Source organism: Dyella sp. 333MFSha (genome assembly GCF_900102405.1).
In the GTDB taxonomy this organism is placed as follows: Bacteria; Pseudomonadota; Gammaproteobacteria; order Xanthomonadales; family Rhodanobacteraceae; genus Luteibacter; species Luteibacter mycovicinus.
This window is the reverse complement of the sequence record NZ_FNBR01000002.1, coordinates 487,811-510,797: the sequence shown is the minus strand read 5'-3', so window position 1 is coordinate 510,797 and position 22,987 is coordinate 487,811. Positions and strand designations below refer to the sequence as shown.

The 22,987-nt window shown below is 65.9% G+C and carries 20 protein-coding genes; 5 read left to right on the top strand and 15 right to left on the bottom strand.

Translation table 11 applies throughout. The features are described from left to right. Window positions 1-5: 5 nt before the first annotated feature. From BLT40_RS09610 to polA, 4 genes are all read right to left on the bottom strand, one after another. Entirely contained in the window at window positions 6-1,721 is a 1,716-nt protein-coding gene (locus BLT40_RS09610) for a molecular chaperone HscC (protein ID WP_090352772.1), read from the bottom strand. 67 nt (window positions 1,722-1,788) lie between these two features. Beyond that, window positions 1,789-3,996 carry a DNA helicase II gene (gene uvrD, locus BLT40_RS09605; protein WP_090352771.1) on the bottom strand — a complete coding sequence of 736 codons (2,208 nt, stop codon included), beginning with the start codon at window positions 3,994-3,996 and terminating at the stop codon, window positions 1,789-1,791. 46 nt (window positions 3,997-4,042) lie between these two features. Next, entirely contained in the window at window positions 4,043-4,261 is a 219-nt protein-coding gene (locus BLT40_RS09600) for a hypothetical protein (RefSeq protein WP_079520367.1), read from the bottom strand. A 400-nt stretch (window positions 4,262-4,661) separates the two neighbouring features. Continuing rightward, window positions 4,662-7,412 carry a DNA polymerase I gene (gene polA, locus BLT40_RS09595; protein ID WP_090352770.1) on the bottom strand — a complete coding sequence of 917 codons (2,751 nt, stop codon included), beginning with the start codon at window positions 7,410-7,412 and terminating at the stop codon, window positions 4,662-4,664. Window positions 7,413-7,521: 109 nt separating this feature from the next. On the opposite strand from polA, the gene BLT40_RS09590 reads away from it, so the two are divergent. Beyond that, the gene (locus tag BLT40_RS09590; RefSeq protein ID WP_036110089.1) at window positions 7,522-8,055 is read left to right on the top strand and encodes a DUF2782 domain-containing protein; all 534 of its coding nucleotides are present in this window, start codon (window positions 7,522-7,524) and stop codon (window positions 8,053-8,055) included. 47 nt (window positions 8,056-8,102) lie between these two features. Here the strand turns inward: BLT40_RS09590 and BLT40_RS09585 are convergent, their stop codons facing one another. Then, window positions 8,103-8,801, bottom strand: a complete 699-nt coding sequence (locus BLT40_RS09585; RefSeq protein ID WP_090352769.1) for a glutathione S-transferase — start codon at window positions 8,799-8,801, stop codon at window positions 8,103-8,105. Window positions 8,802-8,846: 45 nt separating this feature from the next. Next, window positions 8,847-9,737, bottom strand: coding sequence for a LysR family transcriptional regulator (locus BLT40_RS09580; protein ID WP_079520371.1), 891 nt, complete (start codon window positions 9,735-9,737; stop codon window positions 8,847-8,849). A 96-nt stretch (window positions 9,738-9,833) separates the two neighbouring features. On the opposite strand from BLT40_RS09580, the gene BLT40_RS09575 reads away from it, so the two are divergent. Further along, window positions 9,834-10,823, top strand: a complete 990-nt coding sequence (locus BLT40_RS09575; RefSeq protein ID WP_079520372.1) for a bile acid:sodium symporter family protein — start codon at window positions 9,834-9,836, stop codon at window positions 10,821-10,823. A 45-nt stretch (window positions 10,824-10,868) separates the two neighbouring features. Here BLT40_RS09575 and purH read toward each other — a convergent pair whose 3' ends face one another. From purH to BLT40_RS09560, 3 genes are all read right to left on the bottom strand, one after another. Next, window positions 10,869-12,458, bottom strand: a complete 1,590-nt coding sequence (gene purH, locus BLT40_RS09570) for a bifunctional phosphoribosylaminoimidazolecarboxamide formyltransferase/IMP cyclohydrolase (protein WP_090352768.1) — start codon at window positions 12,456-12,458, stop codon at window positions 10,869-10,871. A gap of 71 nt (window positions 12,459-12,529) precedes the next feature. Beyond that, a complete protein-coding gene (locus BLT40_RS09565; protein WP_051943271.1) occupies window positions 12,530-12,763 on the bottom strand; it encodes a helix-turn-helix domain-containing protein in 234 nt (77 codons plus the stop codon). Between the two features lie 223 nt (window positions 12,764-12,986). Next, window positions 12,987-13,793: a zinc-ribbon and DUF3426 domain-containing protein gene (locus BLT40_RS09560; protein WP_090352767.1), complete on the bottom strand. Its 807-nt coding sequence runs from the start codon at window positions 13,791-13,793 to the stop codon at window positions 12,987-12,989. Between the two features lie 62 nt (window positions 13,794-13,855). On the opposite strand from BLT40_RS09560, the gene prmA reads away from it, so the two are divergent. Further along, on the top strand, window positions 13,856-14,755 hold the full coding sequence (gene prmA, locus BLT40_RS09555; protein WP_090352766.1) for a 50S ribosomal protein L11 methyltransferase: 900 nt from the start codon (window positions 13,856-13,858) through the stop codon (window positions 14,753-14,755). Between the two features lie 95 nt (window positions 14,756-14,850). Here prmA and accC read toward each other — a convergent pair whose 3' ends face one another. The 6 genes from accC to BLT40_RS09525 form a co-directional block, all read right to left on the bottom strand. Continuing rightward, window positions 14,851-16,215, bottom strand: a complete 1,365-nt coding sequence (gene accC, locus BLT40_RS09550; protein WP_036110106.1) for an acetyl-CoA carboxylase biotin carboxylase subunit — start codon at window positions 16,213-16,215, stop codon at window positions 14,851-14,853. A gap of 10 nt (window positions 16,216-16,225) precedes the next feature. Then, window positions 16,226-16,696, bottom strand: coding sequence for an acetyl-CoA carboxylase biotin carboxyl carrier protein (gene accB, locus BLT40_RS09545; RefSeq protein WP_036110111.1), 471 nt, complete (start codon window positions 16,694-16,696; stop codon window positions 16,226-16,228). A 61-nt stretch (window positions 16,697-16,757) separates the two neighbouring features. Beyond that, window positions 16,758-17,207 carry a type II 3-dehydroquinate dehydratase gene (gene aroQ / locus BLT40_RS09540; protein ID WP_036110114.1) on the bottom strand — a complete coding sequence of 150 codons (450 nt, stop codon included), beginning with the start codon at window positions 17,205-17,207 and terminating at the stop codon, window positions 16,758-16,760. A 137-nt stretch (window positions 17,208-17,344) separates the two neighbouring features. Then, on the bottom strand, window positions 17,345-17,899 hold the full coding sequence (locus BLT40_RS09535) for a DUF1415 domain-containing protein (protein ID WP_079520375.1): 555 nt from the start codon (window positions 17,897-17,899) through the stop codon (window positions 17,345-17,347). A 20-nt stretch (window positions 17,900-17,919) separates the two neighbouring features. Then, window positions 17,920-18,453 carry a TlpA family protein disulfide reductase gene (locus BLT40_RS09530; protein WP_079520376.1) on the bottom strand — a complete coding sequence of 178 codons (534 nt, stop codon included), beginning with the start codon at window positions 18,451-18,453 and terminating at the stop codon, window positions 17,920-17,922. Beyond that, the gene (locus tag BLT40_RS09525; protein WP_090352765.1) at window positions 18,450-20,687 is read right to left on the bottom strand and encodes a protein-disulfide reductase DsbD family protein; all 2,238 of its coding nucleotides are present in this window, start codon (window positions 20,685-20,687) and stop codon (window positions 18,450-18,452) included. The genes BLT40_RS09530 and BLT40_RS09525 overlap by 4 nt, the downstream gene beginning before the upstream one ends. 242 nt (window positions 20,688-20,929) lie before the next feature. On the opposite strand from BLT40_RS09525, the gene BLT40_RS09520 reads away from it, so the two are divergent. Further along, a complete protein-coding gene (locus BLT40_RS09520; RefSeq protein ID WP_036110126.1) occupies window positions 20,930-21,223 on the top strand; it encodes a co-chaperone GroES in 294 nt (97 codons plus the stop codon). Between the two features lie 60 nt (window positions 21,224-21,283). Continuing rightward, complete coding sequence (gene groL / locus BLT40_RS09515; RefSeq protein ID WP_036110129.1) at window positions 21,284-22,927, top strand: chaperonin GroEL; 1,644 nt, start codon at window positions 21,284-21,286, stop codon at window positions 22,925-22,927. Window positions 22,928-22,987 lie beyond the last annotated feature (60 nt).

Here is a 22,987-nt window from a genome sequence, read left to right as displayed (position 1 = left end):
AACGGTCAGACCGCCGGATCCGGCATGAGGTAATGGTCACGTTCGACGCTGTCGATCGCCTCGCGGAACGCGGCCGCGTCGCGTGCGATCAGTCGCGGATCCTGCGTGGCGAGCGTCTGTTCAAAGCGGAGAATGACGTCGCCGAGACGATCGCGCAGATCGCCCAGCGATTGCTCGTACATGCGTTCCGCCCGCGCGAGCAGCGTCCTGTTTTCCAGGGTGTCGCGGGGATGGATCTTCAGCTCGGACAGCGCGGCAAGGCGACGGGCGACTTCGGCGGGTTGCATGTGCGTATCGCCGCTCTCGATCACGAGCTGCTCGACCTTGCCCGTCGCGACGACGGTGACCTCCACCTCGAGCAGGCCGTTGACGTCGTAGGTGAAGCGAACATCCACACCGTCGGCGTGTCCGGGGCCCGGCTCCAGCGGCAAGGTCAGTTCACCCAGTGAGATGTTATCGCGCACCATGCGCGACTCGCCCTGATACACACCGATCCGGATCTGTTTCTGCTGCGGTGTCAGCGGTACGAAACGCTGTACACGACTCACCGGCACCACCGTGTTGCGTTCGATCACCGGCGCATAGAAGCCGGCGGCCTGGCTGCCGTTCTCGATCCGTCGAGACACTTCCGTACCCAGCGTGTACGGGCATACATCGGTCATTACCGTCTCGTCGAGCGCCTTGTCCTTCATTTTCAGGCCCGCCTGCACGGCGGCGCCGAGCACGACCACCTCGTCGGGAGGGTGACCGACCGCGGGGAAACGCCCGAACATGCGTGTCGCCAGCGCGCGAATCATCGGCATGCGTGTGGCACCGCCGGCCAGCACCACGTTGTCCAGGTCCGCGGCGCGAATGCGCGCGTCACGCAACGCACGCTCGATCGGGCGCCACAGGCGGTTCAGAAGCGGCTGGGCGAGCTTCTCGAACGCGTCCCCGTCGAGCGCCACGGCTACGGTCTGGTCACGCCAGGCGATCTCGAAGCGCGCCTTTCCCTGCGTACTCAGCTCACGCTTGGCGATTTCCGCCCGTGCCGCGAGGCGCTGCATGAACCTTGCATCGTCGCGTGCGGCTTGCGGAATACCCTCGACGAAAGCGAGATCGGCAATCAGTGTGGCGAAATCCTCGCCACCCAGCATGTTGTCACCCGCGCTGGCGCGCACTTCCATGACACCTTCGAACATCTCCAGAATCGACACGTCGAAGGTGCCGCCGCCCAGGTCGAAGACCAGAAACTGGGTCTCGCCGCCGGCGTCATGCAAGCCATAAGCGAGCGCCGCGGCCGTAGGCTCGTTGAGCAACCGCTCGACCTTCAGCCCGGCGAGTTCACCGGCGACACGCGTGGCTTTGCGCTGTGCATCGGAGAAATACGCCGGGACGGTGACGATGGCCTCGGTGACCGGCTGGCCGAGGAATGCTTCGGCATCCGCTTTCAGTGAACGCAGGACCAGGGCGGAAAGTTCTTCCGGGCGATACTCGCGATCGGCCAGACGTACGGTCCGGGCACTGCCCATGTACCGTTTGAACAGGGATGCCGTGCGCTGCGGGTGGGTCTGCAGGCGCTCGCGTGCCGCCGCGCCGACGAGGACGCTGCCGTCGTCATCGATGCCGACGCAAGAAGGCGTCAGCACGCCGCCCAGAGCATTCGGAATGAGGCGCGGCGCGCCATCGATCCACGCGGCAACGAGACTGTTCGTGGTTCCCAGGTCGATCCCGACGATCATGCCTTTCTTCCCTTGCCTGCATGAGCCGCGTAGTCGTCCATGCCAGGCGATCGGCGTTGGAGCCCCCTTACAACGCGGTCAGATTGGCATAAGCGTAAACCAACCACTTGCTCCCGGCATCCTCGAAATTCACCTGGACGCGCATGTGCGCACCGGCGCCCTCGGCACTGACGATGGTGCCCTCGCCGAACTTGGGGTGGCTGACCCGCTGTCCCAGGCGAATCGGCGAGGCTTCCTCGAGCGATGGACTGCCGGCGTAACGGTCCGCATACGCCGGGCGGGACACCTGCACCCGCGGGCGCAGCTCATCGATCAGCTCGGGCGGGATCTCGCCAAGGAAGCGCGACGGTCGGGCGAGCATCTCGGTGCCGTGCATGCGGCGCGATTCCGCATGCGACAGGAACAGGCGCTCGCGGGCGCGCGTGATGCCCACATACGCCAGGCGTCGTTCTTCCTCGAGGCGATTTTCTTCCTCCGTGGAGCGCTGGCTCGGGAACAGGCCTTCCTCCATGCCGACGAGGAACACCACCGGGAATTCCAGGCCCTTGGCCGAATGCAGGGTCATCAGCTGGACGCAGTCGTCCCACGCTTCGCCCTGACCTTCGCCCGCCTCGAGCGCGGCGTGTGACAGGAAGGCGGACAGCTCGTTGAGCCCGGCATCCACATCTTCCGGTGTCATCTCGAAGCGGCTGGCCACGTTGACCAGCTCGTCCAGGTTCTCGACCCGGGCCTCCCCGTTGCCGCGCTTGTCGTTTTCGTAGAAGTCGCGCAGACCGGTATGCAGGATGGCGTGTTCGATCTGCTCGGCGAGGTCGAGCGCGGTGGGGGTGTCGTCGCCGCTGACGTTGTCGTGACCGCCGAAGGTACGAGCCAGGTTATCGATGAGCCCGATGAAGGCCTTCAGTGCGTTTTTCGCCCGGCCCGCCAGCGAACCGATCGAGGCTTCGGTGAGTGTGGATTCCCACATCGAGCTGCCATCGCTGCGGGCGCGGCGGCGCAGTTCGTCGAGCGTGCGGTCGCCGATGCCGCGAGGCGGCGTGTTCACCGCGCGCTCGAAGGCGGCGTCGTCATGACGGTTGGAGGCGAGGCGCAGATAGGCCAGCGCGTCCTTGATTTCGGCGCGCTCAAAGAAGCGCAGGCCGCCATACACGCGGTAAGGCGTATCGCGCTGGATGAGCTGTTCTTCGAAGTTGCGCGACTGCGCGTTGGAGCGGTAGAGAATGGCGCAGTCGCGGGCATTGCCGTGCTCCGCGATGTGCTCGCGGATACGTTCGACCACGAAGCGTGCTTCGTCCTGTTCGTTGTACGCCGCATACAGCGCGATGCGCTCGCCTTCGCCGCCGTCGGTCCACAACTGCTTGCCCAGGCGTCCGCCATTGCGGGCGATCACCGCGTTGGCGGCGTTGAGGATGGTCGAGGTGGAGCGGTAGTTCTGCTCGAGGCGGATGGTCCTGGCGCCCTGAAAATCGCGCAGGAACTGCTGCACGTTTTCCACCTTTGCGCCGCGCCAGCCGTAGATCGCCTGATCGTCGTCGCCGACCACGAAGACCTGCCCCGTGTTGCCGGCGAGCACGCGGATCCACGCGTACTGCAGCGTGTTGGTGTCCTGGAACTCGTCGATCAGCAGGTAGCGCCAGCGATCCTGGTAGTGCTTGAGTACCTGCGGGTCCTTCAGCCAGAGCTCGTGCGCGCGCAGCAGCAACTCGGCGAAGTCGACCAGGCCGGCGCGCTGGCACTGCTGCTCGTACGCCTTGTAGACCTCGACGAACGTGCGCGTGACCGGATGGTCGCGGTGCTCGATGCTGTCCGGACGCTTGCCCTCGTCTTTCCAGTTGTTGATCTGCCAGGCGGCCTGACGCGGCGGGAAACGCGCCTCGTCCAGCCCCATGCCGGCAATCACCCGCTTGATCAGCCGTTGCTGGTCGTCGGAGTCGAGGATCTGAAAGCCCTCGACCAGCCCGGCCTCGCGCCAGTGACGGCGGAGCAGGCGGTGGGCGATGCCGTGGAAGGTGCCGACGGTAAGCCCCTGCGTACCGCCAGGGATGATCCCCTCCAGGCGCGAGCGCATTTCGCCCGCCGCCTTATTGGTGAAGGTGACCGCCAGGATCGCCCAGGGCGGAACGCGTTCGACCTGGGTCAGCCAGCCGATGCGGTTGATCAGGACGCGGGTCTTGCCGGAGCCGGCGCCCGCGAGGATCAGATAATGGCCGGGCGGGGCGCTGACAGCCTCACGCTGGGCGTCGTTCAGATCGTCGAGAAGGTGGGAGACATCCATCCGCCCATTGTAGCGGCTAGGCTCCCACCTTGGCCCGAGGGGGCGATCAGCGCTTCTGCGCGATGCCCGCGACAGCGACGATGCCGCCGATCACGATCCCGGCGATGCCCACCCACTGCGGGATGGACTTGTTATGGGTCGCTTCGATCTTGGCCGGTCCCAGCGACGCGACGGTGTCGGTCTTCTGATAGCTGCCGCCGCCGACGGTGATCCAGATACCTGCCGCGACAAGGATAATGCCAACGACAATCAGGCCTGCACGCATGTTTGATTCCTCCCGGTTCGATGTGGGCGGGAGGATGCGTTGACGGATGTGAGGGCGACGTGGGGAGAGCCGGTTTCCGCAAAAAAAACCCCGGAGGCCAGGGGAGCCTCCGGGGCGGGGTGGATGACCGGGCCCAGGGGAAGACCGGGTCGTCCTGAGGTGATCCCAGGGAGGTGGGATCCACCGATGGGACGCCGTTGCGTGCGTCCGAAGATATAGACGCGCGAACGAGGAGAAAGTTGCAACGGATCGCGAAAAAAAGTCAGCCCGTATTTATGGGCTGACTTATCAACGAGTTGCCGTCATTCAATATGAACGACAAAACGGAAATCTTACGTTTGGACGGCCGCGTGATTCCGAAAACGACCAAGAGCGCCGCGGTACGACGCTTGGTACACCCTCAGTGCGCCTCGTCCCAGTTGGCTCCGACGCCGATGTCGACCTGTAACGGCACGCTGAGCGATGCCGCACCGGTCATGTGCTTCTCGATGCCGGCGCGGATCTCGTCAACGGCGTCCTCGCGAACCTCGAAGACCAGTTCATCGTGCACCTGCATCAGCAGGCGGACATCGTCGCGGCCTTCGATCCAGCCCGATACCGCGATCATCGCGCGCTTGATGATGTCGGCGGCGGTTCCCTGCATCGGCGCGTTGATGGCGGCGCGCTCGGCACCGGCGCGAAACGCCTGATTGCGCGAGTTCAGATTGTCCAGGTACAGGCGGCGGCCGAACAACGTCTGCACGTAGCCGTCGCGATGCGCCTGTTCGCGGGTCGTGTCCATGAACGTGCGGACGCCGGGATAGCGCGAGAAGTAGCGACCCATGTAATCGGATGCTTCGCCTCGATCGACGCCGAGCTGCTTCGCGAGCCCGAAAGCGCTCATGCCGTACATCAGGCCGAAGTTGATCGCCTTCGCCGCGCGGCGCTGGTTGGTGGTGACCTCATCGGCCGGTACGCCGAAGACTTCCGCCGCGGTGGCACGGTGGACGTCGCCTCCCTCCCGGAATGCGCGAACCAGACCCTCGTCGCTGGACAGGTGCGCCATGATGCGCAGCTCGATCTGGGAGTAGTCGGCCGCGACGATGCGCCATCCCGGCGGCGCGACGAAGGCCTGGCGGATGCGCCGGCCTTCCTCGGTGCGCACCGGAATGTTCTGCAGATTCGGGTCCGACGAGCTGATGCGGCCTGTAGCGACCGCGCCCTGGTGGTAGCTGGTGTGTACGCGGCCCGTACGCGGGTTGACGATGCCGGCGAGCTTGTCGGTGTACGTCGAGCGCAGCTTGGCGAGGCCGCGGTACTCGAGGATGATGCGCGGCAGTTCGTGCGTTTCGGCGATCGCTTCGAGCGCTTCCTCGTTGGTCGAGGGCTGGCCGGTCGGCGTCTTCACCTTCGCCGCGAGACCGAGCTCGTCGAACAGCACGGCCTGCAGCTGCTTCGGTGAGTCGAGGTTGAACTCGTGACCGGCCGACGCGTGCGCGACGCTCTGCAATTCCAGCATGCGCTTGCCGAGCTGCTGGCTCTGCAGACGCAGCACGTGCGCATCGATCAATACGCCGGTGCGCTCCATCTTCGCAAGGACGGGGACGAGTGGTACCTCGATGTCCTGATAGACGTCACGCAGCGACGGCTCGGCTTCGAGCTTCGGCCACAGCGCGTGGTGCAGGCGCAGCGTGATGTCGGCGTCTTCCGCGGCGTAGCGGCAGGCCGTGTCGCAGTCCACCTGCGAAAACGGAATCTGCTTCGCGCCCTTGCCGGCGACCTGTTCGTACTTGATCGTCGTGTAGCCGAGGTAACGCTGGGCCAGCGAGTCCATGTCATGGCGCGTGGCGGTGGCGTTGAAGATGTACGACTCCAGCATGGTGTCGTGCGCCAGCCCCTGCACGTCGATACCGTAGTGCGACAGGACATTGATGTCGTACTTGCCGTGCTGACCGACCTTGCGGCGCTTCGGATCTTCGAGGACCGGTTTCAGCGCGCTGAGCACATGATCCCTCGGCAGCTGCGTCGGCGCGCCGGGATAATCGTGGGCCAGCGGGATATACGCGGCTTTGCCGGGTTCCACGGCAAGCGACACGCCGACGATCTCCGCCATCATCGCGTCGATGCTGGTGGTCTCGGTATCGAAGGCGATCAGCGTCGCGGTTTCGAGCTTCTCCAGCCACGCGGCGAGGCGGTCTTCGGTGAGGACCAGTTCGTATTCGCCGGGGTGGGACAGCGAGACATCCGGTGCGGCGACCACGGGAGCGGCCGATGTCGCCGGCGCGGCGGAACCCGCCGCGGAGACGGAAGCCCTGGCCGGTGCGTCAGTGCCTGCCTCGAGGTCTTTCAGCGCGGCCTTGAAGTCATAGCGCGCATAAAGCTCTCGCAGTGCGTCGACATCGCGATCGCGCATCGACAGGTCGACCGGCGCGAATTCCAGCGGCACATCGGTACGGATCGTCACCAGCTCGCGGGATAGCGGCAGGCGCGGGATGGCCGCGCGCAGGTTCTCGCCGATCTTGCCGCCGATCTTGTCGGCATTGGCAAGCAACGTATCGAGGTTGCCGTACTCGCCCAGCCATTTCGCCGCCGTCTTCGGCCCGCACTTTTCCACGCCCGGGACGTTGTCGATGCTGTCTCCCATGAGGGTGAGGTAATCGACGATCTGCTCGGGACGAACGCCGAACTTGGCGAAGACACCGTCGGCATCCATGGTGGTGTTGGTCATCGTGTTGATCAGCAGCGTGTGCTTGCCGACCATCTGCGCGAAGTCCTTGTCGCCGGTGGAGATGATCGTATCGATGCCCTGCTCGGCCGCCTGGCGGGCGAGGGTGCCGATCACGTCGTCGGCTTCGACACCGGTCACGCAAAGGATGGGAAAGCCCAGTGCGCCGACGATTTTCATCATCGGTTCGACCTGCGCGCGCAGGTCGTCCGGCATCGACGGGCGGTTGGCCTTGTACTCCGGATACAGATCGTCGCGGAAGGTACGTCCCGGTGCGTCGCAGACGAAGGCGACGTAGTCGGAACCGGCCTTCATGGTCGTGCGCAGCATGTTGACGATACCGAACAGCGCTCCCGTGGGTTCGCCGAAAGCATTGGTCAGGGGAGGCAGCGCGTGGAACGCGCGATACAGGTACGAGGACCCGTCGATGAGCGTGAGTGTAGGCATCCCCGGATTCTCTCACGGCCGGTCGCGCAGGGTTCGTCATGGCCGATCGTTCACGTGGAAACAGGGTGGCGCCTTGCTATCCTCGTTCCCCCGCCTGGAGAGATTCCCCATGAACCGCTCGTCTGTCCTCGTCGCCGCGCTCGCCCTCGTCCTGGCGCTGCCCGCCGCCGCGCAAACCGCCACGGATCCGAAGTTCGCCCCCCTCCCGCCGCCACCGGGGCTGAACGATCCGGGCGTCAAGCCGGGTGAAGCCGACCGCTCGGGGCAGAAGCCCGTCGACCGGCCGGTGACCTACGATGAGGCCCAGGACGGCAAGTCGACGCCGGCCACCTCGGACGCCCAGGGCGTTCGCTCCCCGGTCGACCTGCCGACCATGCAGGACCGTGGCGCCGTCGATGCCCGCGGCCAGCAGGCGCCTCAGGTGACCGTGCGCAATCAGGACAATGGCGACCGCGTTGAGGAATACCGTACGGGTGGCAAGCTGTTCATGGTCGTCGTGACGCCCAAGAACGGCGTGCCGCAGACGTATATGGCCGACCCGGACGGCAAGCTGCACAACGACCCGAAGAACGGCCCCGTGAACCCGGTTTACTACAAGGTCTACGAGTGGGGCGCCGCGCCGAAGCCCGCCGGTTCGAACTGACGGGTTGAATGGGTGCCCGCCGTGGCAGGCGGGCTCCTGCCCGAAGCTCAGTCATCCAGTTCGGGGTAATGCCGGAAGATGCCGTTGGTGTTGAACGGCACACGGCGTTCCGACGCCAGATAGGCGGCGATATTCGGCCGGTCGGCTACGCGTTTCGCCAGGTCCCTCAGCAGCGGTACTTTCTGCTTCGCCAGCGCTTTGGGAAACGCGTACTCCAGTCCCGCCATGATCTGGAACAGCGACAGGTCCACGTACGAGTGCTCGCGCAGCGGAAACCTGCCGCCGCCGCGTTCGAGCGACTTCTCGAAGTAACCCAGGAATTTCGGGATGCGGTGCTCGCGGAAATCCTTCGCGCGCTTCTTCGCCTCGTCGCGCTGGTCTTCGTAGTACAACTCGTTGGAAACCGGGTGATGCGTATCGTGGACTTCGGCCACGAAGTCGGTGATGGTCAGTTCCAGCTGGTGCGCATGCAGCCGCTTCGACTCGCCTTCCGGCACCAGCCCATGGCGCGGCCCGAGGTACTGCAGAATGTTGGCGACCTGCGCGATCACGAGGCGCCCGGACTTCAGGAAGGGTGGGGCGAAGGGCAGGGCGCCCTCCCGATCGCCGCTGAGAAACGGCATGATCGCATCGTCGCCCTCGATGCGCGCGACGTCGGCGTATTCGGCGCCCGCATCCTCGAGACACAGACGAACGAACTCGCCGCGTCCCTGCAGTCCCGTCCAGTAATAAAGCTGATAGCTCATCGACCGACCTCCTGCCACAAAGCGCGAAGGGTGCGCCCGCCGCGTTCAAGCCAGCGTGAGCGCGATGTCGCGGAACGTTTCCCAGACCGTTTGCGCAGGCGGCGACAACGATCGCGCCCGGCGACGAACCAGCGTGACTTCACGGCTCAGCTCCGGCGTCAGGCGTATCGCCACCAGGCCCGGCCGCAACGCATCCAGCGACAGCCGTGGTGTGACCGTCACACCGAGACCCGCTTCGACCATACGGAACGCGGTATGCGGGTGCCCCACTTCGAGTGTCACGTGCATCGGGATGTCGTGTGAGGTGAACGCGGCATCGATGATCCGCCGGCTGCCGGAGGCATGGTCGAGCAGGATCAGCGGCTGATCTTCGAGGGCCTCCCACGGCACGATCGGCATCGAGGCCATCGGATGATCGCTGCGGCACACGACGTCGAAAGGATCGCGAAGAATCGTCTCCGCGTCGAACTCTTCCACGGTCGCCGGTTCCACCGTCAGGCCGAAGTCGATCTCGCCGCCCCGCACCGCGTCCAGTACCTGGGTCTGGTTCTGGTCGCGCAGAACGATTTCCAGCGACGGGTGCCCGATCGCGCAGCGGGCGATGCATAAGGGCACCAGGCCGGCCGACAGCGTCGGTACCGCCGCGATTCGTACGCGCCCGCGCAGAGGATCCGCCTGGGTGCGGGCATGGGCGAGGACCCCGTCGAGCTCATCGAGGACGCGCGCCAGGGCCTGCTCGAGATAGCGGCCGGCTTCGGTCGGCACGACCTCGCGCGTGCTCCGGTCGAAGAGGCGGACGTCGAGCTCGCCCTCGAGGTCGGCCACGAGGCGGCTGACGGCCGGCTGCGTGAGATGCAGGGTCTCCGCTGCGCGTCGGAAATGCCGGTGGCTGGCGACGGCCAGGAACGCCCGGAGCTGTCGCAGGGAGACATTCATGCGATTAATGTATCACTGAATCAGATAAAACGAATTGCCTTATCAACCGGTTGAAGCTGCAATAGGTGCCATTCCCGCTGCCCCTGTGTCGCCCCCATGCGCCGCTTTCTCCCCGATGGTTTCACCCTTTCGCTGATCGCCACCGTCCTGCTGGCCAGCCTGCTGCCTTGCAGGGGCGAGGCCGCCGCCGTCTTCGAGGTGGTCACCGACCTCGCCATCGCCCTGTTGTTCTTCCTGCACGGCGCGAAGCTGTCGCGTGAGGCCGTGGTCGCCGGGATGACCAACTGGCGGCTGCACCTCACGGTGCTGGCCAGCACCTTCCTGCTGTTCCCGCTGCTCGGCCTGGTATTGAAGCCGGTACTGTCGCCGCTGGTCTCACCCGATCTGTACCTGGGCATCCTGTTTCTGTGCACGCTTCCCTCGACGGTGCAGTCGTCCATTGCGTTCACGTCGATCGCGCGCGGCAATGTGCCGGCCGCGATCGTATCGGCGTCGGCATCGAGCCTGCTGGGTATCTTCATCACGCCGTTGCTGGTCGGCCTGATGATCGCGGGCACCGGGCAGGGCGGCCTGTCGTGGCACTCGGTGGGCGCCATCGTCATGCAACTGTTTGTGCCCTTCGTCGCCGGCCAGATCGCGCAGCGCTGGATCGGCGGCTGGGTACGCAAACACGCGAAGCTGCTGACCTACGTCGACCGCGGATCGATCCTGCTCGTGGTGTATACGGCTTTCAGTGCCGCCGTGTTGCAGGGGCTCTGGCATCAGTTGCCGGTGCCGGTGCTCGCCGGCCTGATCGTGGTGAACATCGTGCTGCTGGCCTGCGCGCTGCTGGTCACGCGTTACGGTGCGCGAGCATTGGGCTTTGCGACGGAGGATGAGATCACGATCGTGTTCTGCGGCTCAAAGAAGAGCCTGGCCTCGGGCGTGCCGATGGCGAAGGTGTTGTTCGCCGGGCATCCGCTGGGACTGATCGTATTGCCGATCATGCTGTTTCATCAGATCCAGCTGATGACGTGTGCGGTACTGGCGCGGCGTTATGCGATGCGGCGGGTTGAATCGCCGGCAGGGCTGGCTTCTACAAGGTAACGGATTCCCTGCAGGAGCCAGCGCTGCTGGCGAAAGCACGCGACCTCAGTGCCTGAAGTGGCGAACGCCGGTAAACACCATCGCCATATCGTGCTCATCCGCCGCGGCGATCACTTCGTTATCGCGCATCGATCCGCCCGGCTGGATCACCGCACGAATACCGGCGGCGGCCGCCGCGTCGATGCCGTCGCGGAACGGGAAGAACGCATCCGACGCCATGGCGCTGCCCGGCACGACGAGGCCTGCTTCTTCGGCCTTAAGGCCTGCGATCTTCGCGCTCACCACGCGGCTCATCTGGCCCGCGCCGATGCCGACCGTGCGGTTGTCCTTCGCGTAGACGATCGCGTTCGACTTGACCATCTTGGCGACGCGCCAGGCGAACAGGAGATCGTCGAGTTCGGCGGCGCTGGGCTGGCGTTTGCTGACGACCTTGAGTTCGTTGCGCTGCACCTGCCGATGATCGGCCGTCTGCACCAGCAGGCCGGAGCCCACGCGCTTGATGTCGTGCGTATTGCGACCGTCACCGGGCGGAATTTCCAGCACGCGCACGTTGGCTTTCTTCGTGGCTTCTTCCACCGCGCCCGCATCCACGGACGGTGCGATCAGCACTTCGACGAACTGGCGCTTGAGGATGACCTTCGCGGTCTCCGCGTCGAGCGGGCGGTTGAAGGCGATGATGCCGCCGAACGCCGAGGTCGGGTCGGTCGCGTAGGCGAGTTCGTAGGCGGCGAGCGGATCCGCCGCGACGGCGACGCCGCAGGGATTGGCATGCTTGACGATGACGCAGGCGGGAGCGTCGAACTGGCGCACGCATTCCCACGCCGCATCGGCGTCGGCGATGTTGTTGAACGAGAGTTCCTTGCCCTGCAACTGGCGGAACGTCGCGAGCGTGCCCGCTGCCGGATACAGGTCGCGATAGAACGCGCCGGCCTGATGGGGATTTTCGCCGTAGCGAAGATCCATCACCTTCACGAAGCGTCCGTTGGACTGCTCCGGAAATTCCGCGCGCGACGAGACCGCGGTGTGCGTGTCGTCCAGTGAAACGCCGGAAAGGTAGTCGCTGATCGCCGCGTCGTAGTTCGATACGCGATTGAACGCGGTGACGGACAGCTTGAATCGTGTGGCGCGCGACAGGCCACCCTTGCCTTCGATTTCCGCGAGCGCGTCGTCGTACTGCGCCGGATCGGTCAGTACGCCGACGTCGTTCCAGTTCTTCGCGGCGGCGCGAAGCATGGCCGGTCCGCCGATATCGATATTTTCGATCGCATCGTCCAGCGAGCACGCGGGATCGGCCACGGTGCGCTCGAACGGGTACAGGTTGAGCACGAGAAGATCGATCGGCAGGATGCCATGCTCGGCCATGACGGCGTCGTCGGTACCGCGACGTCCCAGCAGGCCGCCATGCACACGCGGGTGCAGCGTCTTCACGCGGCCGGCCATGATTTCGGGGAAGCCGGTGAGGTCGCCGACGTCCCGCACGGGGATGCCCGCGTCGCGCAGCGCCTTCGCCGAGCCGCCGGTGGAAAGGATTTCGATGTTCGCGGCCGCGAGGCGGCGGGCGAGTTCCGTCAGGCCCTGCTTGTCGGAAACGCTGACGAGCGCGCGGCGGACGGGAACGAGGTCGGGCGTGGACATGGGCACTTCCGGGGCGGAAAGCGCTCCATTATAGCCGCCCGGACGTCCGTGCGGCCCCGGGACGGATTGCCTCAGGAAATGCCGTGGGCGGCCAGCTTCTTGCGCAGGGTGGCACGGTTGATGCCAAGAGCGACCGCGGCACGGCTCTGGTTGCCATCGTGGAAGGCGAGCACTTCGCGCAGGAGGGGGCCTTCGACTTCGCGGATGACCAGGGCGTGGAGGCCTTCGCCGCCTTCGGTGTCACCGATGTCGGCGAGATAGCGACGAACCGTACGGCTGACACATTCGCTGAGGGCACTCTGCATGGAGGTCTCGTTGGCGGCCTCACCAGCAGCAAGTCTCACAGCGTTCAAGGCATTCCCCTCTCACAGGCCGGGGCGCAGGGCCCCGGTCGGTTCTTATTCGGTATGGTCGCTTGGAATGCGACTTGGACACGCCGTGAACGGGGTCTGGAGTCGCGAAGGGAACCGAGTGTACTCGTCCCGGACCGGGAAGTGCAGGCTTGCAAAAAGAAATTTTTTCGCACGCTCATTCGAACGAGAAGGCGAAAGCGACCGCCCGCTGGCCCGGGTCTTGCACCTCGAAGACCATGGCGGTGGTCGCGCCGCCCGGCAGGCCCCGCTCGCGCACGCCCGTGTCGCCGACATAGTCCTCGGGCTGGAAACGCCGCATCGCCAGACGCTGCCCGTCAGCGTCGGACAGTACGATGGTGACCACGGGGTAGGGCTGCGCGAACGACGCATCGTTGCGCACGCTGGCGGTGATCAGGAGGCCGTCGCGTACGGAGGGATGCTGCTCCACATCGCGCGCCATCAGGCGCAGCTGTGACGGCGCCGGGACCAGCGGCAGGTGACAGCCGACCATGGCGCAGCCGGCGGCAAGCACCGGGCCTACGGTGGGATCGGCGATCAGGGAGTCGCGCTTCGCCCAGGCCAGCTGCGCGCCCAGGCCGAGCAGCAAGGCTACGCACACCACGGTCCACGCCGCCGTGTGCCAGGACCGCCGGCGCTTCCTAGCGAACCCGGGGGTGAAGGTGAGCTTCGAAAAATCTTCGGCGGCCCCGGAGTCATCGCTGGCGAGCGCATCGTCTTCCGCGGGCGGTTCGTCGATAACCGGACGCGGACGGAAGACCGCCACCTCGGCCAGCGGCGGCGTCTGGTCGAGCGCGTGCTCCGCAAGGCGGGTGAACGGCTCGGGCGGGAGCTGCGCGGCGAGGGTGCCCAGCGCGTTGAAAACCGTGTCGCAGTGGCTGCAACGCACGCAGCCGCACGCCGGGACGAGCGTCTCGGCTTCCAGCTTGTAGACAGTCAGGCACTCGGGACACTGCGTATACATCGTTCGATCATAACGTGCGCGCCCGGTAGAATCGTCCTCCCGACCAACGATCTGGCCCTCCGATGCCCTGGCTCGAACTCTCCCTGACGATCCGCGCCGCCGAACAGCCGCGTGTCGAAGCCGCGCTCGAAGACCTCGGCGCGCTGTCGATCACTCTGCAGGACGCCGATGCCGAAACCCCCGACGAAGAAGCGATCTTCGAGCCGGGCGTCGGTGAGCTTCCGCTGTGGAACCAGATCGTGCTCAACGCGCTGTTCGACGCGGAAGCCGATCGGCGCGGTCTGACCGCCGCCATTGCCGACGACCTCCCCTTCATCGAACCCGCGCAGATCGTGTGGCGCGACGTGGGCGATCAGGACTGGACGCGTGTCTGGATGGATGACTTCAAGCCGATGCCGTTCGGCCGCCGCCTCTGGGTCTACCCGTCGAACATCGATCCGCCCGCCGACGGCGACATCGTGGTCGTTCGCCTCGATCCCGGCCTCGCCTTCGGCACCGGTACGCATCCGACGACGGCGATGTGTCTGGAGTGGCTGGACGGCCAGCAGATGGCCGGCAAGCTGGTGCTCGACTATGGCTGCGGCTCGGGGATTCTCGCCATTGCCGCGCTGAAGCTTGGCGCGGCGCGCGCGGTCGGTATCGACAACGACCCGCAGGCGATCGTGTCGTCGCACGACAACGCGGAACGCAACGAGGTGCGCGACGATCTGGCCGTCTATCTCCCGGGTGAGGCGCCTGCCGAACTCGCCGATGTGCTGGTGGCGAATATCCTCGCCGGTCCGCTCGGCGAGCTGGCGCCGGTCTTTGCCGCCGCCGTGAAGCCTGGTGCACCGTTCGCGCTCTCGGGCATCCTGATCGGGCAGCACGAGGAACTGCTCACGCGTTACGCGGAGTGGTTCGACGATCTCGAGGTGCGCACGCTGGAGGACTGGGTACGGATCAGTGGGCGACGGAAGGCGTAAGCGCCGGAACGTGGCTTCGTGAGATCGGACAACTGGCCTGAGCGGGGCGCGATGCCCCATTAAAAAGAAACCCCGCTCGAGGCGGGGTTCTTTTTTTACGCGGCTGGCGGCGTTTCTTTCTGTTCCGCCATACGTTTTTCCAGGTAGTGGATGTTCTGTCCGCCCTGCTGGAAGCCGATGTCGGCCATGATCCGCTGCTGCAGCGGGATGTTGCACTTCACGCCCTCGATCACCGTCTCGTTCAGCGCCATGCGCATACGTGCGATGGCCGTGGCACGGTCCGGACCGTGCACGATGATCTTGCCGATCATCGAGTCGTAGTTCGGCGGGATGCGGTAGCCGTCGTACAGGTGAGTGTCCACGCGCACGCCGGGGCCACCCGGTGCCTCGAAACGCTTCACCGTGCCGGGGCTCGGCATGAAGGTGTCGGGATCTTCCGCGTTCACACGGCACTCGATGGCGTGGCCGGTGAGCACGATGTCTTCCTGACGGATCGAGAGCTTCTCACCGCCGGCGATCAGCAGCTGTTCGCGGACCAGGTCGATGCCGGTCACCAGTTCCGTCACCGGATGCTCCACCTGGATACGGGTGTTCATCTCGATGAAGTAGAAGCGGCCGTTCTCGAACAGGAACTCGAACGTACCCGCGCCGCGGTAACCGATGCGGAGGCAGGCGTCGACGCAGACCTTGCCGATCTCGGCGCGCATCTCCGGCGTGATGCCCGGTGCCGGCGCCTCTTCCACGACCTTCTGGTGACGGCGCTGCATGGAGCAGTCGCGTTCGCCGAGGTGGATGGCGTTGCCCTGGCCATCGGCGAGTACCTGGATTTCCACGTGGCGCGGATTTTCCAGGAACTTCTCCATGTAGACCTGATCGTTGCTGAAAGCCGCCTTGGCTTCCTGCTTGGTCATCACGATGGAGCTGGCAAGGTGCGGTTCGGTGCGCACGACGCGCATGCCGCGACCGCCGCCGCCGCCGGCCGCCTTGATGATGACGGGATAGCCGATCTCACGGGCGATGCGGATGTTTTCTTCGACATCGTCGCCCAGCGGGCCGCCCGAACCGGGCACGCACGGCACGCCGGCGGCCTTCATGGCACGGATCGCCTCGACCTTGTCACCCATCAGGCGGATGACGTCGGCCGTGGGGCCGATGAAGACGAAACCGGACTCCTCGACCTGCTCGGCGAAATTCGCGTTCTCCGAGAGAAAGCCGTAACCCGGGTGGATCGCGGCGGCGTCGGTGATCTCGGCCGCGGCGATGATGCGCGGGATGTTGAGGTAGCTGTCGACCGAGGGACCCGGGCCGATGCACACCGATTCGTCGGCCAGGCCGACGTGCTTCAGATTGCGGTCCACGGTGGAGTGCACCGCGACCGTCTTGATGCCGAGCGCGTGGCATGCGCGCAGCACGCGCAGCGCGATTTCGCCGCGGTTAGCGATGACGACCTTCTCGAGCATGGGTCTGGCCTCAGGCGATGACGAACATCGGTTCGTCGAATTCGACCGGCTGACCGTTCTCGATCAGCACGGCGACGACGGTACCGGCCACATCGGCCTCGATCTGGTTGAACATCTTCATGGCTTCGATGATGCCGAGCGTCTCACCGGCCTTGACCTGCTGGCCGACGACGGCGAACGCCGGTGCGCCCGGGGTCGAAGCGGAGTAGAACGTGCCGACCATCGGCGCCTTCACCACGTGACCGGCCGGAAGGCCGGACTCGGCGGGTGCCGCCGCGGGTGCCGAGGCCGCCGCGGCCGGTGCCGCTGCCGCGGGAGCGGCGGCCGCCGGAGCCGGCGCCGCATACATCGGCTGGGCGACGGCGGTGCCCTTCGGCACGCGGGACAGACGGACGACTTCTTCGCCTTCCTTGATTTCCAGCTCGGCGAGGTTGGATTCCTCGAGCAGGTCGATGAGCTTCTTGATCTTGCGCAGGTCCATGGGGCAACCCTTAGTCGGTGGTGGAGGTGCGGGCGCCGTATGGCGCGCCGCGAAGGGGAATTCAGGCGGCGGGTACGGCCAGCCGGAGAAGTGCGGCTTCGAGCGCCAGGCGGTAGCTGTCGCCGCCGAAACCGCAGATCACGCCCGCGGCGATATCGGACACATAGGAGTGGTGCCGGAACGCTTCACGCGCGTGCGGATTGGACAGGTGGATCTCGATGAACGGGATCGCCACGCCGGCCAGCGCGTCGCGCAGGGCGATCGAGGTATGCGTGAAGGCGGCGGGGTTGATCAGGATCCAGGCCACGCCTTCGTCGCGGGCCTGATGCACCCGGGCGATCAGCTCATGCTCGGCATTGGACTGGAACCAGCTCAGGTCGTGTCCGGCCGCCTGTGCGCGGCCCTGCAACGAGCTGTTGATGTCGGCGAGCGTCTCGCGCCCGTAGACCGACGGCTCGCGAACGCCGAGGAGATTGAGGTTGGGTCCATGAAGGACAAGGATCCTGGCCACGCTTCACCTGTGCCGTAGGTCCGGAAATCCGGAACGCCGCGCAGTGTGCGCCTGTCCCCCGGAGTTGTCCAGTTCGGTGAAGATCGACGCAGTTCGCTGGAGATCGCGACTTTCCACACGCTCCCGTATGGTCTTGGCTAGGGCTCGGGGAACAATGCCCGCCATCCGTCGTGCCCGAGCTTGTCCAGCGTGGCCATGTTGGCCTCGAAAATACTGGCCGCCTCCGGAAACGCGGCGACCGCCCGGTCGATGCTGGCTTCGCGCAGCAGGTGCAGGGTTGGGAACGGCGACCGGTTGGTGTAATTGGTGATGTCGTCCGGTGCGGTACCTTCGAACTGAAAGTCCGGATGAAAGCTGGCTACCTGGATCTCGCCGTCCAGCGAGAGCTCGGCCACCGTTTCGTCGGCGATCTCCAGGAATTCGTTGAAGTCCATGAAGTCGCCGAGGACGCGCGGGTGAATCAACAGCGTGGTGTCGATCGTCTCCGGATCGCTGTCCCGCAGGCGTTTGAGTTCCCGCACCAGATCGTCATGCAGTTGCAGGGGCTGCTCCGCCTCGCTGACGACGAAGCGGATCTGGCCCTTCCTGTGCACGGCCTTGGCGAACGGGCACAGATTGAGGCCGATGACGGCACGTTCGAGCCAGCGACGGGTCGCATCGATCGCCTGGTCGTCTGAAAGCGGGGCATCCATGGTGAAGTTCTCCGGGAGATCTAAGGCGCGAGCCATTCGTCGATCTCGGCCGCGCTGAAGCCGCCGAGTTTGCGCCGCAGGATACGCCCGTCGTCGCCGATGAGGATGCTGTAGGGCAGAACCCGCCGCGTATTGCCGAAGGAGAGCGAGCTGCCGGGGGCGTCGCTGTCGACCAGCAGCACGGGGTAGTTCACCGGGCGCCCGGCGAGATAGCGTGCCGCGTCGGCGTCGGTGTCCTCGGCCACGCCCAGAATGGCGACCGTGCGACCGTGGTCGCGGTCCGAGGCGGCGCTCAGGAGTGGCATCTCACGCCGGCAAGGGGCGCACCACGAAGCCCAGAAGTTGATCAGCACGCGCCTGCCTCGCCATTCGGACAGGCGATGGGGCGTGCCATCGATAGCGACGTAGGTGACGTCGGGCGCCACATCGCCCACCTCGGCCACCGTCATCCCGTCCGGGGGCGACGGATTGGCGCGGCGGTGCTCGACATACAGGCCGGCCGTGGCCCCGGCGATCGCCAGGGCCACGATCCAGAAGGTCGGGCCGCGTGTCACGAGCCGGGCGCGGTATCGAGCGCCTTCGCCACGCCGTCGTAGGTCAGGACGGTGGACAGCTTCCTGCCGTCGCCGCCACCCTTCGGATAGACGACGTACAACGGCACGCCTACCGAGTGGAACTGCTCCAGATACGCGGCGATGGGCGCATTGACGTCGGTCCAGTCACCCTTCATGTAGACGGTGCCCGTGCGCTTGAGCAGGTCTCTGAACGCGTCGGTGTCCAGCACGGCCTTTTCGTTGGCCTTGCAGGTGATGCACCAGTCGGCGGTCATGTCGACCAGTACCGGCGTGCCCGCGGCACGAAGTTCCGCGAGCTTGTCGGCCGAGTAAGGCACCGAGCCGTCGCTGGCCGTGGCGGTGGTCGTTGCGGCGGGAAGTCCATGCACCGTCCACAGCGCGGCCATGGCGCCGACAGCCAGCACGGCGGTGAAGACCCATGAGAGCGCGCTACGACGGCTGCGGCCGTACCACCACAGCGCCATCGCCAGCAGCACGCCGCCTGCCAGCACCAGCGCCGTCGCGTCGGCGCCACGCTGCTTGGTCAGTACCCACAACAGCCACACCGCGGTGAGGTACATCGGGAAGGCCAGTGCCTGCTTCAGCGTTTCCATCCAGCGGCCGGGGCGCGGCAACAGGCGGGCGACGGCCGGCACGAAGCCGATGAGCAGGAAGGGCAGGGCAAGGCCCAGGCCGAGTGCCAGGAAGATCAGGAAGGCGATCGCCACCGGTGCCGCGAAGGCGAAGGCGATAGCCGAACCCATGAACGGCGCGGTGCACGGGCTGGCGACCACCACGGCCAGCACGCCCGTGAAGAAATCGCCCGAGGCGCCGGAGCGCGAGGCGAGGCCGCTGCCGATGTTGCCCAGCGAACCGCCGATCTCGAACACGCCCGACATCGACAGGCCCACGGCGAGCATGACGTAGACCAGCAGGCCGATGGCGACCGGCTGCTGGAACTGGGCGCCCCACTGGATCCCGTGGCCGGCGGCACGGATGCCGACGATGATCACGCCGAGCGCGGCGAAGGCGACGAGCACGCCGGCGGTGTACCAGAGCGCGTGCTTGCGCGCGGCAGCGGGGCTTTCGCCACTCTCCAGCACCGTGATCGCCTTCAGCGACAGTACGGGCAGGACGCAGGGCATGAGGTTGAGCACCAGGCCGCCCAGCAGGGCGAGTCCGATCGCGGCGATGAAGCCGACCGGCGCATCGGAGGCGGCGCGCGTCAGGCCGGCTGGCCGCGGGGTGGGCGCCACCTCGGCCGGGGCGCTGGCCGGAGGCGCCTCGGTGGCGCCGCCGATCGTGGCCGCGTGGGTGGCGAGATCGACGCTGACCCGGCGGGTCATTACCGGGTAGCAGATGCCGTTCTCGAGGCAGCCCTGATAGGCCACGTCGACATCGACCTTGCCGCTCTTGCCCGCGCCGGTAAGCGGCACCGGCACTTCGACCTGGTCGAAATAGACGATGGTGTCGCCGAAGTGCTCATCGTGATGGGCGGTGCCACTAGGCCAGTCGGGCTCGCCCGCGCTGACGCCGGCCGGCGAGACCACCTTGAGTTCGGTCTTGTCGCGGTAGAGGTAATAGTCCTTCGGCATCGTCCAGCGCAGCAGCAGGCTGTCGCCGCCCTTGACCAGCGCCTCGAAACGGAAGGCCTGATCGGCGGGCAGTGCCTGGGCTTCGGTACCCGGCAGCGAAGCCGGCGCCCCCAGCAGCGAAGCGCCGCCGGCAGCGGCTGGCGGCGCGCTGGCGGGTGCCGCGGCCGGGATGGTCGACGGGCCACCGATCGTGAGCTTCAGGTGCTCGGTGTTCGGCGGGTAGCAGATCTTCGGCTCGACCTCGTGGCAGCCCTGGTACTGGACGTCGAGCGCGAGCGTCTTCGTCGCGGCGTCGGCGAGCGTATAGGGCACGGTCGCCTCGATCTCGCCGTGGTAGATCTCCACGTCGCCGAGGTATTCGTCGTGCTTTTTGAGGCCGTCCGGGAGGGTCGGCTGGCCCAGCGTGGCGCCGGCGTCCGCCGCCTTGATCCTGATCCGGCCGCGGTAGAGGTAATAGTCGGGCGCGATGGTCCAGTGCAGCCTGACCGAACCGGGCTGGCTCGCGTCGGAGGTGAGATGGAAGGCCTGGGTGACCGGCAGCAGGTCGTCTTCGGGATCCTGCGCGAAGGCCGGGGAAACGGCGAGCAACAGGCCGAGGGAGGCGACGAGGTTCCGCGCGAGGCGGGATAGCGGCGACATGGGGCTCTCCAGTAAGGCGTTGGTCATTATGACCGGGCAAACTCCAGCTGGCTTGCATCGGCGCGGGATGCTTTTTTGCACCGCGGCCCTTGAACGGTTCGCCGCCGCCGCCATCTGTCGACCATCCAGATAGTTCTTCCGATCCCGGGGCTGTTCTGGCTAAAATTCTGGCACTCACCCTGGGCAAGTGCTAACAGGGTGGCCTAAATTCCTTTCCCGTCAAACACATGTTTGGAGAAGTCATGAGCAAACTGCGCCCGCTGCACGATCGCGTCATCGTCAAGCGTCTCGAAGAAGAGCGCGTCTCGGCCGGTGGCATCGTCATCCCCGACAGCGCCACCGAAAAGCCCACCCGCGGCAAGGTCATCGCCGCCGGTACCGGCCTGCTGCTCGCCAGCGGCCAGCTCCGCCCCATGGGCGTGAAGGAAGGCGACGTGGTCCTGTTCGGCAAGTACGCCGGTCAGGAAATCAAGGTCGACGGCGAAGAGCTGGTCTTCCTGAAGGAAGACGACATCGTGGCGGTTCTGGAAGGCTGAGCCCCGGCTCGCCCCGTTCTCCCGACTTTCTCTACCTAACTATTCAAGGATTCAACGATCATGGCATCTAAAGAAGTCCGCTTCGGCGAAGACGTCCGCGCCCGCATGCTGAAGGGTGTCAACACCCTCGCCAACGCGGTGAAGGTCACCCTGGGTCCGAAGGGCCGCAACGTCGTGCTCGAGAAGAGCTTCGGCGTCCCGACCGTCACCAAGGACGGCGTCTCGGTCGCGAAGGAAATCGAGCTCGCCGACAAGTACGAGAACATCGGCGCGCAGATCGTGAAGGAAGCCGCCTCGAAGACCTCCGACGTGGCCGGTGACGGCACCACGACCGCGACCGTCCTCGCCCAGGCGTTCATCCAGGAAGGCCTCAAGGCCGTTGCCGCCGGCATCAACCCGATGGACCTCAAGCGCGGTATCGACCAGGCCGTCTCGGCCGCCGTCGGCGAGCTGAAGAAGCTGTCCAACCCGACCGCCGACGACAAGGCGATCGCCCAGGTCGGTACGATCTCGGCCAACTCCGATGCCAACATCGGTGACATCATCGCCACGGCGATGGGCAAGGTCGGCAAGGAAGGCGTGATCACGGTCGAAGAAGGTTCGGGCCTCGAGAACGAACTCGACGTCGTCGAAGGCATGCAGTTCGATCGCGGCTACCTGTCGCCGTACTTCATCAACAACCAGCAGTCGCAGCAGGTTGAGCTGGACGACCCGTTCATCCTCATCCACGACAAGAAGATCTCGAACGTCCGTGAGCTGCTCCCGGTGCTCGAGGCTGTCGCCAAGGCCGCCAAGCCGCTGCTGATCGTCGCCGAGGAAGTCGAGGGCGAAGCCCTGGCCACGCTCGTCGTCAACACGATCCGTGGCATCGTCAAGGTCGCCGCCGTCAAGGCGCCGGGTTTCGGCGATCGTCGCAAGGCCATCCTGGAAGACATCGCCCAGCTGACGGGCGGCACGGTCATCTCCGAGGAAGTGGGTCTGGCTCTGGACAAGGCCACCATCAACGACCTGGGTCGCGCCAAGCGCGTCGTGATCACGAAGGAAAACACCACGATCATCGACGGTGCCGGCGATGCCGAAGGCATCCAGTCGCGCATCAAGCAGATCAAGGCGCAGATCGAAGAGACCTCGTCGGATTATGACCGTGAGAAGCTGCAGGAGCGCGTTGCCAAGCTTGCCGGCGGTGTTGCCGTCATCAAGGTCGGCGCGGCGACGGAAGTCGAGATGAAGGAAAAGAAGGCCCGCGTCGAAGACGCCCTGCACGCCACGCGCGCAGCCGTCGAAGAAGGCGTGGTCCCGGGCGGCGGCGTCGCCCTGATCCGTGCACTCAAGGCGCTCGAAGGCCTCAAGGGCAAGAACACGGACCAGGATCTCGGCATCGCGATCACCCGTCGCACGCTCGAGGCTCCGCTGCGCGCCATCGTCACCAACGCCGGTGAAGAAGCGTCGGTCATCGTCAACCAGGTCAAGGCCGGTGAAGGTAACTTCGGTTACAACGCCGCCACCGGTGAGTTCGGTGACATGATCGCCTTCGGCATCCTGGACCCGACCAAGGTCACGCGTTCGGCCCTGCAGTTCGCGGCCTCGGTCGCCGGCTCGATCATCACGACCGAAGCGGCCGTGACCGAAGTGCCGAAGAAGGACGACGGCGCCGGCCACGGTGCCCCGGGTGGCATGGGCGGCATGGGTGGCATGGACTTCTAAGTCCCCGCCTTCCGGCTCGCTGTACGAAAGAGGCCCCGCTTGCGGGGCCTCTTTTTTTTG